The 19,353-nt window shown below is 61.9% G+C and carries 17 protein-coding genes; 11 read left to right on the forward strand and 6 right to left on the reverse strand.

Annotation, left to right across the window (positions count from 1 at the left end):
- The first annotated feature begins 72 nt into the window (after nt 1-72).
- The gene (locus tag M1D43_RS04410; RefSeq protein WP_153314940.1) at nt 73-1,269 is read left to right on the forward strand and encodes a GGDEF domain-containing protein; all 1,197 of its coding nucleotides are present in this window, start codon (nt 73-75) and stop codon (nt 1,267-1,269) included.
- A gap of 798 nt (nt 1,270-2,067) precedes the next feature.
- Here M1D43_RS04410 and M1D43_RS04415 read toward each other — a convergent pair.
- On the reverse strand, nt 2,068-2,745 hold the full coding sequence (locus tag M1D43_RS04415) for an alpha/beta hydrolase (RefSeq protein WP_003531477.1): 678 nt from the start codon (nt 2,743-2,745) through the stop codon (nt 2,068-2,070).
- Nucleotides 2,746-2,963: 218 nt separating this feature from the next.
- Here M1D43_RS04415 and M1D43_RS04420 point away from each other — a divergent pair, with 218 nt between their 5' ends.
- The 7 genes from M1D43_RS04420 (at nt 2,964) to sufA (ending at nt 10,023) form a co-directional block, all read left to right on the forward strand.
- On the forward strand, nt 2,964-4,130 hold the full coding sequence (locus tag M1D43_RS04420; protein ID WP_003531480.1) for a cysteine desulfurase family protein: 1,167 nt from the start codon (nt 2,964-2,966) through the stop codon (nt 4,128-4,130).
- A gap of 154 nt (nt 4,131-4,284) precedes the next feature.
- A complete protein-coding gene (gene sufB / locus M1D43_RS04425; protein ID WP_003531481.1) occupies nt 4,285-5,754 on the forward strand; it encodes a Fe-S cluster assembly protein SufB in 1,470 nt (489 codons plus the stop codon).
- Between the two features lie 77 nt (nt 5,755-5,831).
- Nucleotides 5,832-6,587, forward strand: coding sequence for a Fe-S cluster assembly ATPase SufC (gene sufC / locus M1D43_RS04430; RefSeq protein ID WP_153314942.1), 756 nt, complete (start codon nt 5,832-5,834; stop codon nt 6,585-6,587).
- Nucleotides 6,588-6,609: 22 nt separating this feature from the next.
- Nucleotides 6,610-7,887 (forward strand): Fe-S cluster assembly protein SufD, encoded by a 1,278-nt coding sequence (gene sufD, locus M1D43_RS04435; RefSeq protein ID WP_003531484.1) that lies wholly within the window; start codon nt 6,610-6,612, stop codon nt 7,885-7,887.
- 12 nt (nt 7,888-7,899) lie between these two features.
- Nucleotides 7,900-9,144 carry a cysteine desulfurase gene (locus M1D43_RS04440; RefSeq protein WP_153314944.1) on the forward strand — a complete coding sequence of 415 codons (1,245 nt, stop codon included), beginning with the start codon at nt 7,900-7,902 and terminating at the stop codon, nt 9,142-9,144.
- 10 nt (nt 9,145-9,154) lie between these two features.
- Complete coding sequence (locus M1D43_RS04445; RefSeq protein ID WP_003531488.1) at nt 9,155-9,535, forward strand: SUF system Fe-S cluster assembly protein; 381 nt, start codon at nt 9,155-9,157, stop codon at nt 9,533-9,535.
- 95 nt (nt 9,536-9,630) lie between these two features.
- Complete coding sequence (gene sufA / locus M1D43_RS04450) at nt 9,631-10,023, forward strand: Fe-S cluster assembly scaffold SufA (protein WP_003531489.1); 393 nt, start codon at nt 9,631-9,633, stop codon at nt 10,021-10,023.
- A gap of 213 nt (nt 10,024-10,236) precedes the next feature.
- Here the strand turns inward: sufA and sthA are convergent, their stop codons facing one another.
- The 5 genes from sthA to phaC all read right to left on the reverse strand — a co-directional run bounded on the left by sthA (nt 10,237) and on the right by phaC (nt 16,023).
- Nucleotides 10,237-11,640: a Si-specific NAD(P)(+) transhydrogenase gene (gene sthA, locus M1D43_RS04455; RefSeq protein WP_003537057.1), complete on the reverse strand. Its 1,404-nt coding sequence runs from the start codon at nt 11,638-11,640 to the stop codon at nt 10,237-10,239.
- Between the two features lie 141 nt (nt 11,641-11,781).
- Nucleotides 11,782-12,570, reverse strand: a complete 789-nt coding sequence (gene radC / locus M1D43_RS04460; RefSeq protein WP_318853863.1) for a RadC family protein — start codon at nt 12,568-12,570, stop codon at nt 11,782-11,784.
- Nucleotides 12,567-13,406 carry a type I methionyl aminopeptidase gene (gene map, locus M1D43_RS04465; protein WP_153314946.1) on the reverse strand — a complete coding sequence of 280 codons (840 nt, stop codon included), beginning with the start codon at nt 13,404-13,406 and terminating at the stop codon, nt 12,567-12,569. The genes radC and map overlap by 4 nt, the downstream gene beginning before the upstream one ends.
- Nucleotides 13,407-13,434: 28 nt before the next feature.
- On the reverse strand, nt 13,435-14,154 hold the full coding sequence (gene sfsA, locus M1D43_RS04470) for a DNA/RNA nuclease SfsA (protein WP_027993260.1): 720 nt from the start codon (nt 14,152-14,154) through the stop codon (nt 13,435-13,437).
- Nucleotides 14,155-14,187: 33 nt separating this feature from the next.
- Nucleotides 14,188-16,023: a poly(3-hydroxyalkanoate) polymerase subunit PhaC gene (gene phaC, locus M1D43_RS04475; RefSeq protein ID WP_318853862.1), complete on the reverse strand. Its 1,836-nt coding sequence runs from the start codon at nt 16,021-16,023 to the stop codon at nt 14,188-14,190.
- A 211-nt stretch (nt 16,024-16,234) separates the two neighbouring features.
- Between phaC and M1D43_RS04480 the strand changes: the two genes are divergently transcribed.
- The 3 genes from M1D43_RS04480 to M1D43_RS04490 all read left to right on the forward strand — a co-directional run bounded on the left by M1D43_RS04480 (nt 16,235) and on the right by M1D43_RS04490 (nt 19,285).
- Entirely contained in the window at nt 16,235-16,540 is a 306-nt protein-coding gene (locus M1D43_RS04480; protein ID WP_003537044.1) for a hypothetical protein, read from the forward strand.
- Between the two features lie 124 nt (nt 16,541-16,664).
- Nucleotides 16,665-17,882 carry an LL-diaminopimelate aminotransferase gene (locus M1D43_RS04485; protein ID WP_010969423.1) on the forward strand — a complete coding sequence of 406 codons (1,218 nt, stop codon included), beginning with the start codon at nt 16,665-16,667 and terminating at the stop codon, nt 17,880-17,882.
- A gap of 80 nt (nt 17,883-17,962) precedes the next feature.
- Nucleotides 17,963-19,285, forward strand: coding sequence for a homoserine dehydrogenase (locus tag M1D43_RS04490; RefSeq protein ID WP_153314950.1), 1,323 nt, complete (start codon nt 17,963-17,965; stop codon nt 19,283-19,285).
- Nucleotides 19,286-19,353: the final 68 nt, after the last annotated feature.

Consider the following 19,353-nt stretch of genomic DNA (forward strand, 5'->3'; position numbering starts at 1 on the left):
CCTTCGCTAACCTACGCCACGACAGCGGAGAGCCGTGGGCTCGTTGACCGCGGAAGGACTTTCGGAACTTCGATGGGTGGTGCACTTTCACTTCTGGCGGTGAATTTCGTCATTGCCCAGATATTCGCGGCGGCTTTTCTCGTCATCGCCGCGAAACGCCGTCCGGGGCGGCCGGCAGCCTGGTGCGCCGCTGGATTTGCCATAGCTTCTCTGGCTGCGATTTGTGAAGCGGTTCTGCCGTTTACGCCTGTACCCAAGTTGTTCGCCGTCGGGGCTTTCGCAAGTGTCCTTGCCGGCTTTTGTCTTCTGCGTTTCGGCCTCGGGCTCTTTTATGGCGTACCGTCAAAGCCGTGGGCGCTTGCCGTTTTCTTCGCCGCTTCGGTAATCCTCGATCTGTTTATCTACTATCTTCCGCGCGGAACGTTGCAGCACGCCTTCTTCTACCAGGCGCCGTTCTTCCTCATCCAGGCCTGGACCGCAGCCGCGGTTATCCGTTCCCGGCGCCGCTCCTACGCGGACTGGATCCTAATTGGCTTCCTCGCGATGAATGCGCTCCATTTCCTCGTCAAGATCTATGCGGCCGTCGCCGCGGGGGCGGGCACCACGGCTTCGGACTATCTTCAGAGCCCCTTCGCCTTGATTTCGCAGGCGTTCGGCGCCGCGCTGATCGTCGGGACCGGCGTCGCGATGTTGGGCGTCATGGTCAAGGACATCGTCGACAAGGCACGCGCCAGCTCCGAGACCGACGCCCTTTCGGGTCTCCTGAACCGGCGCGGCTTCATCGAGCGCGTCGCCCCTTTGCTTCCGACCCGCAACGCCGAGGGTCCGGGCGCGCTGATCCTTACGGATCTCGACCGGTTCAAGGGCGTTAACGACACCTATGGCCACCACACGGGCGACGAGGTAATCCGCCAGTTCGCGCGTGTGCTTCTCGAACTCATGCCCAGCCGTGCTGCGGCGGCACGCCTCGGCGGCGAGGAGTTTGCGGTGTTTCTTCCCGGCGTGGGCCTGAGCGATGCGCGTGTCGTTGCTCAGGGAATGCGTGCCGCCACCGCCTCAACGCCTATCCCCGGGCTCCCGGAGACGGCGACGATCACCGCAAGCTTCGGTGTGGCGGCGATCGAACCGGGAGAGCCGCTGGAAACGGCGCTACAGAGGGCGGATAAGGCGCTGTACGCTGCCAAAGCCGCGGGGCGCAATCGTGTCGAATCCGCAGAGCGGTCCGCGCGTGTCGTGACCCCCGCTGTTTCCCAGTGGATCAGGCATTAGATCGCCACTGCTTACGACGAAGCTTCGCCTAGGGGAAAACGAAAGACCAAGGCATGTTCCTGTCACAGGAATCCAGCCAGACCAAGTCCTTGGGCTGAAAGAACGCTTCCCGCGCCGCAGACGCGGCGCTGCTGGATCCCTGTGACGAGCACAGAGATGAGGGTAGAGAGGGTGCGGCCCCTTGGCGTGTTTCCCTCAACCGTGAAAATAGCGAGGCGACACGGCAGGTCCCGGTCACGCCCGTGTACAGCGTCCCGCTTCGCTTCGATGCGAGAATGTAGACGTGACCTTTCATTGCGTGACAGGTTGACCATTCCCTCGCATATTAGCAAGCTTAAGTTGTGATAGCCGCACATCCCCGATCCTTCATTCCTGTGCTTGTCACAGGAATCCAGCCAGCCCAAGTCCTTGGGCTGAAAGAACGCTCCCCGCGCCGCAGACGCGGCGCTGCTGGATCCCTGTGACGAGCACAGGGATGAGGATGAGAGAGATTGTATGCCGCCGAAAAATTTCCTACAGCGCCGCGCGTCTTATGAGACGCGCAAAGGTCGCTGCAGCACTTTGAGTTGCTGCATGTTTTTGCCATTGATCGGCTACGATCAACGGAAACAGCACGCTCGGTACTCAAGGGAATCAAGCGCATTGCCATGCGTGCCGACAAAACCGACCCGAGCTTCAACGCCATTATCCATCTCGCAGCCTAAACTCAAAATGAATCTCAACAGGCACTAGACGCACGGCAAGCGACAGCCCGGGAAACGTGCAGGATTCCCGGGCTGCCTCATGGAATGGCGCCGTTCAGCGAATGCGCTTCGCTGCCGGCTCAGGTACCAGTTCGCCGTTGAGACGGCGGTCGAGATAGTCTTCGCATTCGGCCATGAGGGTTTCGACCTGGCCATTGAAGAAGTGGTTGGCGCCCGGGACCGTCTTATGGGTGATCAGTATGCCCTTCTGCGCCTTGAGCTTCTCGACGAGCCCATTGACGTCCTTCTCCGGCGCGACCTTGTCGGAATCGCCGTTGATGATCAGGCCGGAGGAGGGGCAGGGCGCCAGGAAGGAGAAGTCGTAGATGTTCGGCTGCGGTGCCACCGCCATGAAGCCCTCGATTTCCGGACGCCGCATCAGCAGCTGCATGCCGATCCAGGCGCCGAACGAGTAGCCGGCGACCCAGCAGCTCTTGGAATCCGGGTGCAGGCTCTGCACCCAGTCGAGCGCGGACGCCGCGTCGGAAAGCTCGCCGGCACCATGGTCGAATTCGCCCTGGCTGCGACCGATGCCCCGGAAGTTGAAGCGCAAGGTGGTAAAGCCGCGCTTCTGAAACATGTAGAAGAGCTGGTATACGATCTGGTTGTTCATCGTGCCGCCGAACTGCGGGTGCGGATGCAGGATGATCGCAATCGGTGCGCTCTTCTGCTTCGAAGGCTGATAGCGGCCCTCGAGGCGACCGGCCGGTCCGTTGAAGATGATTTCGGGCATTGGCTCTCCGGGAGTGCTTTGGTTCAATTCCGTCGTTCTTGGTGCCGATCTGTCTTGACTAAACCAGTCAGCTTTTCTAGAACCTACTTTAGAACCGTTCAAAACTTTGGTGCGGGCGTCCGCATGAGCTTCGTCTCTTAAGGCAAGCGGCGCGGAAAATTCAAGGAAAATGCAACGGGCCGCTCGAAGCGGTCGCAGCAGGCCTAGCGAAGGAATCGATGTCGGGATCGCGCATCTACATGGACTGGAACGCCACGGCGCCGCTTCTGCCGGAAGCGCGCGAGGCGCTCCTGTTCGCGCTCGATCAACTCGGCAATCCCTCTTCGGTCCACGGCGAAGGGCGTGCGGTGCGCGCCCTTGTCGAGAGCGCCCGACGCGATGTTGCCACTCTCTGCGGCGCGCAACCCGCAGCGGTCGTCTTTACCAGCGGCGCGACGGAAGCGGCGAACCTGGTGCTGACGTCTGAGTTCCGCATGGGGCGCACGCCGCTGAAGGCAGGCAAGCTCTATGTTTCGGCCATCGAGCATCCGGCAGTGCGCGAGGGCGGGCGTTTCGCGCGCGAGGATGTTTGCGAGATAGCGGTGACAAACGCCGGGATCGTCGACTGCGCAGCGCTAGAAGATCTGCTTCGGGCCCATGACCGTGAGACCGGTCTGCCGATGGTGGCCGTGATGCTTGCCAATAATGAAACGGGCATCATTCAGCCGGTCGCCGAGGTTGCGGCGCTCGTGCGCGCACATGGCGGCATCCTGGTCGTCGATGCGGTTCAGGCTGCCGGCCGGCTGCCGCTTTCGATCTCATCGCTCGGTGCGGACTTTCTGATCCTGTCGTCGCACAAGATCGGCGGCCCCAAGGGAGCGGGCGCACTCGTCGCCCGCGGCGAGATCATGATGCCTTCTCCGCTGATCCGCGGCGGCGGACAGGAAAAGGGACACCGTTCGGGGACCGAGAATGCGGCGGCGCTTGCGGGCTTTGCGGCTGCGGCCCGAGCCGCGGCCGGGGATATCGACGGGCGCATGGCCGCCATAGCCGCGCTGCGCGACGGCCTCGAGGCGGAAATGCAGTCCTGCGCCCCCGATGTGGTGATCCACGGGCGCGACCAGTCCCGCCTGGCAAATACATGCTTCTTCACGCTTCCGGGGCTGAAGGCCGAGACCGGACAGATCGCTTTCGATCTCGAGGGCGTCGCCTTGTCGGCAGGCTCGGCCTGCTCGTCCGGGAAGGTCGGGCAAAGCCATGTTCTGACCGCCATGGGCTATGATCCGCGCCAGGGTGCGCTGAGGATTTCGATCGGTGAGGCGACCACGCAAGCGGAAATCGAGCGTTGCGCGGCGGTATTCGCGAAAGTGGCGGCGCGGCGACGCTCGGCCGGACAGGCGGCGTGAAGCGGAGAGCATTGAATGAAATTGCGGAAAAGCAATTTTCCGCTTGGCAAATGGGGTGAAAAACGCCTTTTAGCCATTACATAAGCGGTGCGCGAATACTTGCATCGTATTGACAAGCTGCCGGACCTTGGATCCGGCGAGATTGGAGAACGACATGCCTGCCGTGCAGGAAACCATTGATCAGGTCCGCCAGATCGACGTGGACCAGTATAAATACGGCTTCGAGACGACGATCGAGATGGACCTTGCTCCGAAGGGGCTGTCCGAGGATATTATCCGTCTGATCTCGTCCAAGAAGAACGAACCGGAATGGATGCTCGAATGGCGCCTCGAGGCTTATCGCCGCTGGCAGACCATGGAGGAGCCGACCTGGGCGCGCGTCCGCTATCCGAAGATCGACTTCAACGACATCCATTATTACGCGGCGCCGAAGGGCACGACCGGGCCGAAATCGCTCGACGAGGTCGATCCGGAGCTCCTCAAGGTCTATGAGAAGCTCGGCATTCCGCTGAAGGAACAGGAGATTCTCGCCGGCGTCGAGAAGTCGAAGATCGCCGTCGATGCGGTGTTCGATTCGGTCTCCGTCGTCACTACCTTCAAGGAAGAGCTGAAGAAGGCCGGCGTCATCTTCATGTCGATCTCCGAGGCGATGCGGGAACATCCGGATCTCGTGCGGAAGTATCTCGGTACGGTCGTACCGCAGTCGGACAACTTTTATGCGACGCTGAACTCCGCGGTCTTCACCGACGGTTCCTTCGTCTATGTGCCGAAGGGCGTTCGGTGCCCGATGGAGCTCTCGACCTATTTCCGCATCAACGAGAAGAACACGGGCCAGTTCGAGCGTACGCTCATCATCGCCGACGAAGGCGCCTATGTCTCCTATCTCGAAGGCTGCACGGCGCCGCAACGCGACGAGAACCAGCTTCATGCGGCAGTGGTCGAACTGATTGCGCTCGACGATGCCGAGATCAAGTATTCGACGGTGCAGAACTGGTATCCGGGCGACAAGCAGGGCAAGGGCGGCATCTATAATTTCGTGACCAAGCGTGGCGATTGCCGCGGCAAGAACTCGAAGATCTCCTGGACTCAGGTCGAGACCGGATCGGCGATCACCTGGAAGTATCCGTCCTGCATCCTACGCGGCGACGGTTCGCGCGGCGAGTTCTACTCGATCGCGGTTTCCAATGGTCACCAGCAGATCGACTCGGGCACGAAGATGATCCACCTCGGCAAGAACACGTCGAGCCGCATCATCTCCAAGGGCATTGCGGCCGGTGTTTCGGAAAACACCTATCGCGGTCAGGTCTCGGCGCACCGCAAGGCCGAGAACGCCCGCAACTTCACGCAGTGCGATTCGCTTCTGATCGGCGACCGGTGCGGTGCGCACACGGTGCCCTATATCGAGGCGAAGAATTCGACTGCGCAGTTCGAGCACGAGGCGACGACGTCCAAGATTTCCGAGGACCAGCTTTTCTACTGCCTGCAGCGCGGCATTCCGGAAGAGGCGGCGATCGCTCTGATCGTCAACGGCTTCGTCAAGGAAGTCATCCAGGAACTGCCGATGGAATTCGCCGTCGAGGCGCAGAAGCTGATCGGCATCTCGCTCGAAGGCTCCGTGGGCTAAGGCCCGCCCGAATACCGAACCGGCGCACGGAATTCGTGCGCGATAGACGATTTCGTTTCCCAAGAGGACGAACACACATGCTTGAAATCAAGAACCTGCACGCACGCATCGCCGAGGACGGCACCGAGATCATCCGCGGCCTGAACCTGACGGTGAAGGCTGGCGAAGTCGCGGCCATCATGGGGCCGAACGGCTCCGGCAAGTCGACGCTCTCCTACATCCTGTCCGGGCGCGAAGATTATGAAGTGACCGAGGGCGACATTCTTTACAACGGCGAAAGCATCCTGGAGCTCGACGCATCGGAGCGAGCTGCGAAGGGCATCTTCCTCGCCTTCCAGTATCCGGTCGAGATTCCGGGCGTCGCCACCATGCAGTTCCTGAAGGTGGCGTTGAACGAACAGCGCAAGTACCGCGGCGAAGAGGAATTGACGACGCCTGAATTCATGCGCCGCGTCAAGGAAGCTGCCGCCGAGCTGAAGATCGCGCCCGAAATGCTGCGTCGTCCGCTCAATGTCGGCTTCTCGGGCGGCGAAAAGAAGCGCGCGGAAATCCTGCAGATGGCTCTGCTGGAGCCGAAGCTCTGCGTACTCGACGAAACCGACTCCGGCCTCGACATCGACGCGCTGAAGATCGTTGCCGATGGCGTCAACGCGCTGCGCTCGCCCGATCGCGCGGTCGTCGTCATCACGCACTACCAGCGCCTGCTCAACTACATCGTTCCGGACACTGTCCACGTCCTCTACAAGGGCCAGGTCATCAAGTCCGGCGACAAGACGCTGGCGCACGAACTCGAGGCCAACGGCTACGCGGATATCATCGAGGCGGCAGCCTGACGCCTGTCGAAGGAGTGTTCGAATGAATATGCAACAGGCCATCAAGATGACGGCGGCCGAAACGGCGCTCGTCGATGCCTATACGGCGCAGATCGGTGATCTGCCGGGCGACGGGGCCGTGCTGTCGCTTCGCGACACGCTGGTTCACGAGTTGAAGACGGCAGGTCTGCCGACGCGCCGCGTCGAAGCCTGGCACTATACCGACCTGCGCACGCTGCTGCGAGCGGTGCCGGCGGCCGATCCGACCGCCTTCGCCGATCGCGTAGAGCCGGTCGTTCCGGGCTCGTCTGTTCTGTCCGTGCGCAACGGCCAGGCGGATATCAAGAGCGTTCCCGAGCATTTGACGGCGCGCTCCTATACCGAGAGCCTGCTCGATGGTTCGGCGGTAGCCGGGCTCTCCGTCCTCGGCTCGGACGATGCGATCGGCCGGATCAATGGCGGCCTCGTGCGCGGCGGACTGGAAATCACCGTCGCCGCCGGCGCGCAGATCGAAGCTCCGATCGAAATCCAGGTGGTTCAGAGTCATGGTCAGGCGCATACGCGCTTTCCGGTTTCCTTCGGCGCCGGCGCGAAAGCGACCGTGATCGAGCGCCATCTGTCGACGAATGCCGAGCCGAGCTTCGTTTCCTCGGTAAGCGACGTGACGCTCGCCGACGGCGCCGACGTGATCTGGATCATCCTGCAGCAGCAGGGTCCGGCCGATACGCATCTCGGCCAGATCCGCTTCGATCTCGGCAAGGACGCGAAACTGCACCTCTTCGTCATCAATGCCGGCGGTAAGCTGGTCCGTCAGGAGCTGCATGGCCGTGCGAGCGGCGAGGGCTCCGACCTCACCCTGCGCGGGATCAACCTGCTCGGCGGCGACAGCCACACGGATCTGACGTTCACGCTGAGCCATGACGTGCCGCACACGACATCGAGCGAGATCATCCGCAACGTCGTCTTCGATCGGGCGAAGGGCGTGTTCCAGGGTAAGATCCTGGTCGCGCAGGACGCACAGAAGACCGACGCGAAAATGTCGTGCAACACGCTGCTCCTTTCCGACGACGCCGACTTCTCTGCGAAGCCGGAACTCGAAATCTTTGCAGATGACGTGCAGTGCGGTCACGGTGCAACGGTCATCGATATCGATCACACGCAGCTCTTCTACCTTCTCGCTCGCGGCATTCCGGAAAACAAGGCGCGCGCGATGCTCGTCAATGCTTTCGTCGCCGAGATCGTCGAGGAATTGGAAGACGACGAGGCGCTGGTCGAGGCGCTGGAAGATATAGTCGCGGCCTGGCTCGAAAAGCACGCCTGATTGGATAAAGACATGGAACATCCTGCGCCGCCGGTAGCGGCATACGACGTCGAAGCGGTCAGGAAGGATTTCCCGATCCTTTCACGGACGGTCTATGGCAAGCCGCTTGTCTATCTGGACAACGGCGCGTCGGCGCAGAAGCCGCAACTCGTCATCGACGCCGTTGCCCATGCCTATTCCAACGAATACGCCAACGTCCATCGCGGTCTGCATTTCCTGTCGAATGCCGTGACGGAGGCCTATGAACAGGCGCGCGAAAAGGTTCGCCGTTTCCTGAATGCCCCGTCGGTCGACAACATCATCTTCACCAAGTCCTCGACCGAGGCGATCAACACGGTCGCCTACGGCTATGGAATGCCGAAACTCGGTGAGGGGGACGAGATCGTCATCTCGATCATGGAGCATCACTCCAACATCGTTCCCTGGCACTTTATTCGTGAGCGGCAGGGCGCGAAGCTCGTCTGGGCGCCGGTCGACGACGACGGCGCATTCCACATCGAGGACTTCGTCAAGTGCCTGACGGAGCGGACGAAGCTGATCGCCATCACGCACATGTCGAACGCGCTGGGCACGGTGGTTCCGGTCAAGGAGATCTGCCGCATTGCCCGCGAGCGCGGCATTCCGGTGCTTGTCGACGGCAGCCAGGGTGCGGTGCATATGCCCGTCGACGTCCAGGACATCGATTGCGACTGGTATGTGATGACCGGTCACAAGCTCTACGGTCCTTCCGGCATCGGCGTGCTCTATGGCAAGACCGGAAGGCTGAAGGAAATGCGCCCCTTCATGGGTGGCGGCGAGATGATCGAGGAAGTGACCGAGGACCGCGTCACCTACAACGATCCTCCGCATCGCTTCGAGGCCGGCACGCCGCCGATCGTCCAGGCGATCGGGCTCGGCTATGCGCTCGACTACATGGAGAAGGTCGGCCGCGAGGCGATCAGGGCACACGAGGCGAGCCTGACGGCCTATGCCCGCGAACGCCTGTCCTCGGTCAATTCGCTGAGGGTCTTCGGCGACGCGCCCGGCAAGGGGAGTATCTTTTCCTTCGAGATCGCCGGCATACACGCCCATGACGTATCGATGGTCATCGACCGTGCCGGCATTGCGGTGCGCGCCGGAACGCATTGTGCGCAGCCGCTCTTGAAACGGTTCGGCGTCACCTCCACATGCCGGGCGTCCTTCGGTCTTTACAATACCCGGGCCGAGGTCGATGCGCTGGCGGACGCGCTGGAACACGCACGCAAGTTTTTCGCTTAGGGAGACGGACATGGGTCTCGAGCAAACACAAGAAAAAGTCGACGTCCGCGAAGGCATCGTTCATTCGGCCATTCCGCCGGAGGAACTGGCGCGCCTCAGCGACGACATCATCGCGGCGCTCAAAACCGTCTATGACCCGGAAATACCGGCGGACATCTTCGAACTCGGTCTCATCTACAAGATCGATATCGAAGACGACCGGATGGTGAAGATCGACATGACGCTGACCGCGCCGGGCTGCCCCGTGGCTGGTGAGATGCCGGGTTGGGTCGAAAATGCCGTCGGCACCGTCGAGGGCGTTTCGGGCGTCGAAGTGTCGATGACCTTCGATCCGCCGTGGACGCCTGACCGGATGTCGGAAGAGGCGCAGGTTGCGCTCGGCTGGTATTGAGCACCTGCCGATATTGATCCGTTGGCAAGCGGGCATTACATTCAGTCTGGAAAGCGCCGGGCCTTTAACCCGGCGATACGAAGGAGATGGAGCCTATGGGCTTTGCCGTAATGAGCCTGACCGATGCCGCCGCCAGCCGGGTCCGGTCGATCGTGGAAAATGCCGGAGGCGAGGCCAAGGGCATCCGTATCAGCATCAAGAAGGGCGGTTGCGCCGGCATGGAATATGCCGTCGATCTCGTGAGCGAACCCAATTCGAAGGACGACCTGATCGAGCACCAGGGTGCGAAGGTCTGGGTGGCCCCCGAGGCCGTGCTTTACCTTCTGGGCACGCAGATGGATTTCGAGACCACCACGCTGCGCTCTGGCTTCACCTTCAACAACCCGAATCAAACGTCGGCCTGCGGCTGCGGCGAGTCGGTGGAACTGAAGCCGGCGGATCTCGCAGCACTTGCCGAGCGCGGCGACGCGGTGGTCCGCGCCAGCTGATTTCGTAGCCGCTGCGTTTCGAAACGCCCCTCATCCGGCCTGCCGGCCACCTTCTCCCCGTTTTAACGGGGAGAAGGGACAAGCCGCGAGCGCTCGCCCTACATCAAATCGGAGCAAGACAGCAGCCGCGATTCCCCTTCGCCCCGCTTGCGGGGAGAAGGTGCCGGCAGGCGGATGAGGGGCGAGTCTTCGTCTAGGTGTCTAGTCCCGCCGTCACTCCGCCTTGATCTCTCCCATGCGGTTCCAAGCGTCCAGGCCGGCAATCTTGTATGCCTCGGCGAGGGTCGGGTAGTTGAAGGTGTTCTCGACGAAATATTCGACGGTGCCCTTCAGGTTCAGGACGGCCTGGCCGATATGGACGAGTTCGGTCGCACCTTCGCCGATGATATGGACGCCGAGCAGCCGCCGCGTCCTGAGCGAGAAGATCATCTTCAAGAGTCCCGAATCCAGGCCCATGATGTGCCCGCGCGAAGTCTCGCGGAATCGGGCGATGCCGCATTCGTAGGGAATCCCGCGCTCTTTGACCTCTTCCTCGGATAGGCCGCAGGTGGATATTTCCGGCACGGCATAAATGCCGTAGGGGAAATATTTCTGCGGCTCCTTGGCGATTGCGCCGACCGCAACGCGGGCTGCGACGCGGCCCTGTTCCATAGAGGTCGAGGCGAGGCTCGGAAAGCCGACGACATCGCCGGCGGCGTAGATATTCGGAACCGTCGTCTGGAACGTTTCCGGATTGACCTTCAGCCGACCGCGGGCATCGGCCTCGAGACCTGCCGCGGGAAGGTTGAGCGCATCCGTCGCGCCCATCCGGCCGGCGGCGAAAAGCACCATCTCCGTCGTGATCTTGCGGCCGTTGTCGAGGGTAAGCAGCACCTTGCCATTGTCGAGCCGCTCCACTTTCTCCGCCTTTTGGCCCAGGTTCAGTTTCATCGCGCGGTCGCGCAACTGATAGGTGAAGTCCTCGACGATCTCCCGGTCGATGAAATCGAGCATGGTGGTCTTCGGGTCGATGACCGTCACCTGGATGTCGAGGGCGCTGAAGATGGTGGCGTATTCAATGCCGATGACGCCGGCGCCGATCACCACAAGCGAGCGGGGCAGTTCACGGATGTCGAGCAGTTCGTCACTGTCGACGACCGTCCTGCCGTCGAAAGGCATGTAGTCGGGCCGAAAGGGCTTCGTTCCCACGGCAAGCAGGATGCTGGTGCCGGAAACGAGCATGCTCTCGTCGTCGTCCTTGGAGATCTCGAGCGTCGTCGGCCCGACGAAGCTCGCCCTGCCGCGGATGTGCTGCACGCGGTTTCGCGCGAACTGGTGCTCGAGCACCTCCACCTCGTGGTTGAGCGTGATGATGAGACGACGGCGCAGATCTTCGGCGCTGATTTCCTGCTTGACCCGGTAGGAGCGGCCGTAGAAGCCGCGCTCGCGCCAGCCGGTGAGGTTGAGCGCCGTTTCACGCAGCGTTTTCGACGGAATGGTGCCGGTGTGGACGGAAACGCCACCGACCCGTTTTCCCTGTTCGATGACGAGCACCTTCTTGCCAAGCTTCGCGGCCTGGATGGCTCCCCTGCGCCCGGCCGGACCACTGCCGACGACGATGAGATCGTACTGGTTCATGAACGCTTCCCCTGCTCGCGTGAGAATCGTTGTGCGATGCGGCATCTTTCGCGCAGGCACAGCTATATCGTCAATCGCACCGTTTGATGACGTGCAATGCCGTAGCGCCCTGTTCTGGATGCGTCTGCTGCATATTTTCCATCAGAACAATCGAAACCCTTTGAGGCTGACATGGCCGTCCTTGCCGATGATGACGTGATCGTGAAGCGCAATGCCGAGCGGCTTGGCGGCCTCGGCGATGAGCTTGGTCATGTCGATGTCGGCGCGTGACGGCGTCGGGTCGCCGGAGGGATGGTTGTGCACTAAAATCAAGGCGGTAGCGGAAAGCTCCAAGGCGCGCTTGACCACCTCGCGGGGATATACGGGCGTGTGGTCGATCGTTCCTTGCTGCTGCACCTCGTCGGCGATCAGCGTGTTGCGCTTGTCCAGGAAAAGGATGCGGAACTGCTCCTTCGTCTCATGCGCCATCGCTGCGTGGCAATAGTCGATCACGGCGCTCCAGGAGGACAGAACCTGCTTGTTGCGCAATTCGCTCCTGAGCATGCGGTGGCTGGCGGTGGCGACGAGCTTGAGATCGAGCGCAACGGACTCTCCGACGCCTTTGACTTCCTGAAGGAGGTGCAGGGGAGCGCCGAAGACGGCCGCAAGCGTGCCGAAGCGGTCGAGCAGCGCCTTGGCGATCGGCTTGGTGTCGCGGCGGGGGATGAGGCGGAAGAGGATGAGCTCGAGAATTTCGTAATCCGCCAGCGCCGCATCCCCGTGTTCGCGGTAGCGGGCTCTCAGGCGATCCCGATGGCCGTGATAGTGCGTATCGGTTGCCGGCGCCGGCGCGGTTGCGGGGCTGTTGCGGGTCCGCTTCTCAGGGAAGAACCCGCGTTCGTCCGCGGCGTCGAAAAGCTCGTCGGGTTCGCCGGGCGGGATCTTCGTCACGCGTCGCCCGCGACGTGAATGCCGGGCTTGAAGAGACCGGCCGGTGAGAGCGTGAATATTTCACAGCCGTCCGACGTGACGCCCACCGTGTGCTCGTATTGGGCCGACAGGGATCGATCGCGCGTAACCGCCGTCCAGCCGTCCGAGAGGACCTTCACATGCGGGCGGCCAAGATTGATCATCGGTTCGATCGTGAAGATCATGCCTTCCTTGAGCTCCGGCCCGTCATTGGCGCTGCCATAGTGAAGGATGTTGGGCGCGTCGTGAAAGAGCCGGCCGACGCCGTGACCGCAGAAGTCGCGCACCACCGAACAACGCTCGGCTTCGGCATAGGCCTGGATCGCCTCGCCGATTGCCCCCGTGCGCGCGCCGGGGCGAACCGCCGCTATGCCGCGCATCAGGCATTCATGTGTTACGTCCAGCAGGCGCTCGGCGGCACGCTTTATCTCTCCGACCGGATACATCCGGCTTGAATCACCGTGCCAGCCATCGACCACATAGGTCACGTCGATATTGACGATGTCCCCTTCGCGCAGCGGCTTGTCGTTGGGGATGCCGTGACAGACCACGTGATTGATCGAGGTGCAGGAAGATTTCGTGTAGCCGCGATAATTGAGGGTTGCAGGGAGCGCGCCGTGGTCCATGCCGAACTCGAAGACGAAGCGGTCGATCTCGTCCGTCGTCACGCCCGGGCTCACGCGCGCCACGAGCTCGTCCAGGCAGCGTGCCGTCACCTGACAGGCCCTGCGCATGCCTTCAAATCCCTCCGGCCCGTAAAGTCGAATGACACCGGTGTTCTTGTAGGGAGCCGCGTCGGCCTCGATGTAAGTTACCATTCCAGACTTCCGTTGTTTCAGGCGATTTTCATAAAACAGCAGGGACCGGTTCGTCCACTACGATCGGTCCTGCCGCCACGATTTGCGCCGGCGATACCGCGCACTTGACCGCATAGGCCTCGACCCCGCGGGCGCTCGCCCTTTCGAAAGCGCGAGCATAAACCGGGTCGAGCTCGCGGCATATGCGGAAGCGACTGCAATCGCCTCTCTGGACAAGATAGAGCATGATCGCGCGGTGTCCCGCCTCGACCATATCGCCCAGTTCCTCGAGATGTTTCGCGCCGCGTTGTGTCGGGCTGTCCGGGAATTCGGCGAGACCGCGGACGCGGCTGAAATGGACGTTCTTCACCTCGACATAGGCGAGGCCCTTTTCCGCATCGCTGAGCAGAATGTCGATCCTCGAATTGCGGCCGTATCTCTGCTCGCGCCGGAGCGTGCCGTAGGTGTGGAGATTGCCCACCTGTCCGGCCATGATCGCCTCTTCGGCGATCCGGTTCGGCAATCCGGTGTTGATGCCGACCAGCGTGCCGTCCGCCTCGACGATCTCCAGCATGTGGCGATACTTGCGTGTCGGGCTGTCGTGTTCCGAGAGCCAGACCGGCGAGCCCGGTGTGGTCAGGCCACGCATCGAGCCGGTATTCGGGCATGAACCGGTGATTGCCGTTCCATCGGCCAGAATAGCGTCGAACAGGAAGCGCTTGTAACGCTGCACAAGCGTCGCAGGGACGAGCGGGCGAGGGAAATTCAAGGGGATTGCACTCTCTGCGGCCAGTCGTTGCGGTCAGGCGCGCACGCGCACGTAGGAGCCGGGCGCTTCCTCGATGGAATTGAGCGGACCTCCGGCCTTCCGCGCCGGAACCCTGCGTTTGTCGAGCCGTTCGACCCAACCCTGCCAATGCGGCCACCAGGACCCGGCCGTCTCCTTCGCTTTACCCATCCAGGTCTCGATGTCGCCCTTCGGCGCCCCTCCCGTCCAGTATTGATACTTGCTTCGGGCCGGAGGGTTGACGACACCGGCGATGTGCCCGGAGCCGGAGAGCACGAAGGTCACCTTGCCGCCGAAGCTGCTGCTGCCGAGGAACACGGATTTCGCCGGCGCGATGTGGTCCTCCTTCGTAGCGAGATTGTAGATGGGAATCTTGACGTCGCCGAGGGATACGCGGCGGCCGGCAAGCATCATCTCTCCCCTGGAGAGCCGGTTTTCCAGATAGCAGTTGCGCAGATAGAAAGAGTGGTTGGCCGCGGGCATCCGCGTCGAATCGGAGTTCCAGTAAAGCAGGTCGAAGGGCAGGGGATCCTGGCCCTTGAGGTAATTGTTGACGAAATAGGGCCAGATCAGTTCCGAAGCCCGGAGCATGTTGAAGGCCGACGCCATCTTCGAGCCTTCGAGGTAGCCGGTGGCGCTCATATTGGCCTCGAGGTGGCGGATCTGGTCGTCGTCCACGAAAACCTTGAGATCGCCGGCGTGGGTGAAATCCACCTGCGTGGTGAAGAGCGTCGCGGAGCGAATGCGTTCGTCGCCTTCGGCGGCATGGAGCGCCAGGGTGGCGGCAAGCAGCGTCCCGCCGACGCAATAGCCGATGGAATTGACTTCGCGCTCGCCGGTTGCCTGCTCGATGATATCAAGCGCGAAGCCTATGCCTTCGCGTGCATAAGCTTCCCAGTCCTTGGAGGCATGGCGTTCGTCCGGGTTTACCCAGGAGATGACGAAGACCGTCTGACCCTGGTCGACAGCCCATTTGATGAAGGACTTCTCCGGGTTGAGGTCAAGCACGTAGAATTTGTTGATCCAGGGCGGGCAAATGAGCAACGGCCTCTTCAGCACGGTCTCGGTACTCGCCTCGTATTGCAGCACCTGGCAGACATCGTTCTGGGCGATCACCTTGCCCGGAGTGATCGCGATGTTCTCTCCGATGGCGAACTTGCTGGTGTCCGTCTGGCGGAGCCGAAGCTCGCCGCGCCCGGCGGCTATGTCTTCCGCCAGCATCTGCATGCCTTTCACGAGATTGGCGCCGCTCGACGCCACGGTCTCGCGATAGAGCTGCGGATTCGTCGTGATGAAGTTGGTCGGGGAAAGAGCGCTGGCAATCTGGCGAACGTAGAAGGCCGCCTTGTGACGGGTATGATCATCAAGGCCCTCGGCGTCCCTCACCATGCGCTCCGCCCAGTCGGAGGTGACGAAGTAGGCCTGGCGGATGAAATCGAAAAACGGGTTCTTCACCCAGTCTTCGTCGGCGAAGCGCTTGTCGTTGTGCTGAAGGTTGGCCGGGTCCTCCACGGCGTCGCCTGCCATGCGCTGGAGTGTCCGCGACCACATATCGAAGAAGCTGCCGAGAAGATGGGTCTGGGCTTCGAGTGTCCGCCGGGGGTCGGAGAGCCAGTATTCCGAGACCTTGGAGAGGGTCTTGACCATGTCGGAGACCGGCTCGGCGAAACTATCCGTCTTCTCGCCCGCTTCGCGGGGGGCGAGCCATGCGGAAGCGGCTTTTCCGAGCTGCTCTGCCGCGCGAGCCATGTTGATGGCCAGGCTTTCGGGATCCTTGACGATGTAAGGCTCGACCGATTTCGGGTCGAAGCCGGCAAAGCCCGTAGCGCCCTCAGCCTTCTCTGCTGTCACCCGGCGTCCTCCACAGCATCTTGTTTGTTTTGTATTTTTACATTCTGCCCGAAAATGATTACAAGGGCTACTGCATGTTCCCTTGATCGTAGCCGGTCGAAGGACAAAAACATGCAGCAGATCAAAGTGCTACGGCGACCTTTGCGCGTCCCAGGAGACGCGCGGCGCTGTAGCGCATCGTCGCGCCGCAGAAACAGAGGTCATCGCCAGCATGCTTGCCGTCGGAAAACAGCGTTCGCTTTCTTGGATGTCCGCACTGATTCTCGCAGGCGTGCTCGCGGGCTGCAACTCGACGGCGGACCTTGCCACCTATCCCTCTGTTTACGGTCAGAAGCCCGCCGCCATGCAGCAGATGACCAGTGAGGAGGCGCTGAACATGCAGGGCCAGCTGACCGCACTTGCCGGACAGCGCCGGTCCGGCGCGATCTCCGAAGCCGAGTATCAGCGTCGCCTTAAGGAATTGCAGCTTCTGGCCGAGCAGCACGGTGCCGACACGCTGAAACAGATCGAGAATTAGCGCTTGCCTTTCTCGTGATTTGGCCGCAAAGCGTTGAATGGCCGCGATGGCGGCCGTTCACCCCGCGCATGTCGAGCGAAGAGCCCAAGGGCTGGCAAAGACGCGCGCCAAATGAGGTCTGGAGATGGAAGAGTTTCATAAAGTCCGGCGTTTGCCGCCCTACGTTTTCGAACAGGTCAACCGTTTGAAAGCTAGCGCGCGAGCGGCCGGTGCTGACATCATCGACCTCGGCATGGGCAATCCGGATCTTCCGACCCCGCAGTCCATCGTGGACAAGCTGTGCGAAGTCGTCCAGGACCCGCGGACGCATCGTTATTCGTCATCGAAGGGCATTCCCGGGCTGCGCCGTGCGCAGGCCGCCTATTATGCACGCCGCTTCGGCGTCAAGCTCAATCCCGAGACGCAGGTCGTCGCGACCCTCGGCTCCAAGGAAGGCTTCGCCAACATGGCGCAGGCCATCACCGCACCCGGCGACGTGGTCCTTTGCCCGAATCCGACCTATCCGATCCACGCCTTCGGATTCCTGATGGCAGGCGGTGTCATCCGCTCGATTTCGGTCGAGCCGGACGAGAGCTTTTTCCCGCCGCTCGAGCGTGCGGTCCGGCACTCGATCCCGAAGCCGCTGGCGCTGATCCTCAATTACCCGTCCAATCCGACGGCGCAGGTCGCCACGCTCGATTTCTACAAGGATGTCATCGCCTTTGCGAAGAAGCACGACATCATCGTGCTGTCGGATCTCGCCTATTCGGAGATCTACTTCGACGACGCACCGCCGCCTTCGGTTCTGGAAGTGCCGGGTGCGACCGATGTGACCGTCGAATTCACGTCGATGTCGAAGACCTTCTCCATGCCCGGCTGGCGCATGGGCTTTGCCGTCGGCAACGAACGACTGATCGCGGCGTTGACGCGCGTGAAGTCCTATCTGGACTACGGCGCATTCACCCCGATCCAGGTGGCGGCGACGCAGGCACTGAACGGTGACGGCAGCGACATCGCCGAGGTGCGCGCCATCTACAAGCGGCGGCGCGACGTCATGGTGGAAAGCTTCGGCAAGGCCGGTTTCGAGGTGCCGCCGCCGCCGGCGACGATGTTCGCCTGGGCGAAGATCCCCGAGAAGTTCCGCCATCTCGGCTCGCTGGAATTCTCCAAGCTTCTCGTCGAGAAAGCGGATGTCGCCGTTGCTCCGGGTATCGGCTTCGGCGAGCAGGGGGACGACTATGTTCGTCTCGCGCTGGTGGAGAACGAACACCGAATCCGCCAGGCCGCGCGCAACATCAAGCGCTTCCTTTCTTCGGCGGACGAGACGATGCACAACGTCATCTCGCTCAACGCACATCGGTAAGGAGCCGGGCTGTGCCCGTTTCCGCACCCAATTTGCCCCGCCCGGTCTGGCGGGGCGCCTCTACGTGTTAGGAACTTGCTATGGCAGATGCCCTCAAAATCGGCATTGCGGGCTTGGGGACCGTCGGTGCCTCGCTCGTGCGGATTCTCCAGGATCGTCAAGAGACGATGGCGACCACATGCGGCAGGGCGATCGAAATTACGGCGGTAGCGGCAAAGGACCGGTCGAAAGATCGCGGAGTGAAGCTTGCGGGAATTGCCTGGTTCGAGGACGCTGTTTCGCTGGCGTCGGAAGCAGACATCGACGTCTTTGTCGAACTGATGGGCGGTGCCGGAGATCCGGCCTATTCCTGCGTGAAGGCGGCGCTCGCGCGCGGCGTTCATGTGGTGACCGCCAATAAGGCGCTTCTGGCAGCACATGGTATCGAACTGGCGGAAATTGCCGAGCAGCATGGCGCGCTTCTGAATTACGAAGCTGCGGTCGCCGGCGGCATTCCCGTCATCAAGGCGCTTCGCGAGTCGATGACCGGCAACACGATCTCGCGCGTCTACGGGATCATGAACGGCACGTGCAACTACATCCTGACGAAAATGGAGAAGGAGGGGCTCTCCTTCGAGGAGTGCCTCAAGGAGGCTCAGCGTCTCGGCTATGCCGAGGCCGATCCGGCCTTCGACATCGAGGGCAACGACACCGCGCACAAGCTCTCGATCCTGACGAGCCTTGCCTTCGGCACCGCGATTGCTGCCGACGACATCTATCTCGAGGGCATCACCAACATCTCGATCGAAGATATTCAGGCGGCTTCCGACCTCGGTTACCGCATCAAGCTTCTCGGAGTGGCCCAGCGAACCGATAGCGGCATAGAGCAGCGCGTCCATCCGACCATGGTACCCCACGACACCGTCATCGCGCAGGTCGACGGGGTGACAAATGCGGTTGCGATCGAATCCGACATCCTTGGCGAGCTCCTGATGGTGGGCCCGGGCGCCGGCGGGGACGCGACCGCATCGGCCGTGCTTGGCGATATCGCCGACATTGCCAAGAGCCGGCCCGGCGCGCAGCACGTGCCGGCATTCGGCCGTCCGGCGAAGGCGCTGCTGCCCTATAAGCGCGCCCGGATGCAGAGCCATGAGGGCGGCTACTTCATCCGGTTGAAAGTGGTCGACCGCACCGGCGTCTTCGCCAATGTGGCGAAGCACATGGCGGAGAACGACATCTCGCTGGAATCCATCATGCAGCATTCCAAGCACTATGCCGACCCGGCCGAGCCGAAGACGATCATCCTCGTCACGCATGCGACATCAGAGGCTTCCGTGCGCAAGGCGATCGCCTCGATCAAGGGGGAGGGATATCTCGTCGGCGAGCCGCAGGTCATCCGGATCGAGCGTCCGAAGGCCTGGTGACCGCGCGTCCCCATCAAATCTGTTGAGAAGCCGCTTCAACTCGCGACTTGCAGGCCGAACTGCGCCCC

It is taken from the genome of Ensifer sp. R1-3, from assembly GCF_056739175.1.

Coding starts and splice junctions, on each gene's coding strand:
- M1D43_RS04485 (WP_010969423.1), top strand. CDS start 16,665: ATGGAAGAGTTTCATAAAGTCCGGCGTTTGCCGCCCTACGTTTTCGAA.
- M1D43_RS04415 (WP_003531477.1), bottom strand. CDS start 2,745: ATGCCCGAAATCATCTTCAACGGACCGGCCGGTCGCCTCGAGGGCCGC.
- sufB (WP_003531481.1), top strand. CDS start 4,285: ATGCCTGCCGTGCAGGAAACCATTGATCAGGTCCGCCAGATCGACGTG.
- M1D43_RS04440 (WP_153314944.1), top strand. CDS start 7,900: ATGGAACATCCTGCGCCGCCGGTAGCGGCATACGACGTCGAAGCGGTC.
- M1D43_RS04480 (WP_003537044.1), top strand. CDS start 16,235: ATGCTTGCCGTCGGAAAACAGCGTTCGCTTTCTTGGATGTCCGCACTG.
- M1D43_RS04420 (WP_003531480.1), top strand. CDS start 2,964: ATGTCGGGATCGCGCATCTACATGGACTGGAACGCCACGGCGCCGCTT.
- M1D43_RS04410 (WP_153314940.1), top strand. CDS start 73: ATGGGTGGTGCACTTTCACTTCTGGCGGTGAATTTCGTCATTGCCCAG.
- sthA (WP_003537057.1), bottom strand. CDS start 11,640: ATGAACCAGTACGATCTCATCGTCGTCGGCAGTGGTCCGGCCGGGCGC.
- M1D43_RS04490 (WP_153314950.1), top strand. CDS start 17,963: ATGGCAGATGCCCTCAAAATCGGCATTGCGGGCTTGGGGACCGTCGGT.
- M1D43_RS04445 (WP_003531488.1), top strand. CDS start 9,155: ATGGGTCTCGAGCAAACACAAGAAAAAGTCGACGTCCGCGAAGGCATC.
- sufC (WP_153314942.1), top strand. CDS start 5,832: ATGCTTGAAATCAAGAACCTGCACGCACGCATCGCCGAGGACGGCACC.
- map (WP_153314946.1), bottom strand. CDS start 13,406: ATGGTAACTTACATCGAGGCCGACGCGGCTCCCTACAAGAACACCGGT.
- sufA (WP_003531489.1), top strand. CDS start 9,631: ATGGGCTTTGCCGTAATGAGCCTGACCGATGCCGCCGCCAGCCGGGTC.
- sufD (WP_003531484.1), top strand. CDS start 6,610: ATGAATATGCAACAGGCCATCAAGATGACGGCGGCCGAAACGGCGCTC.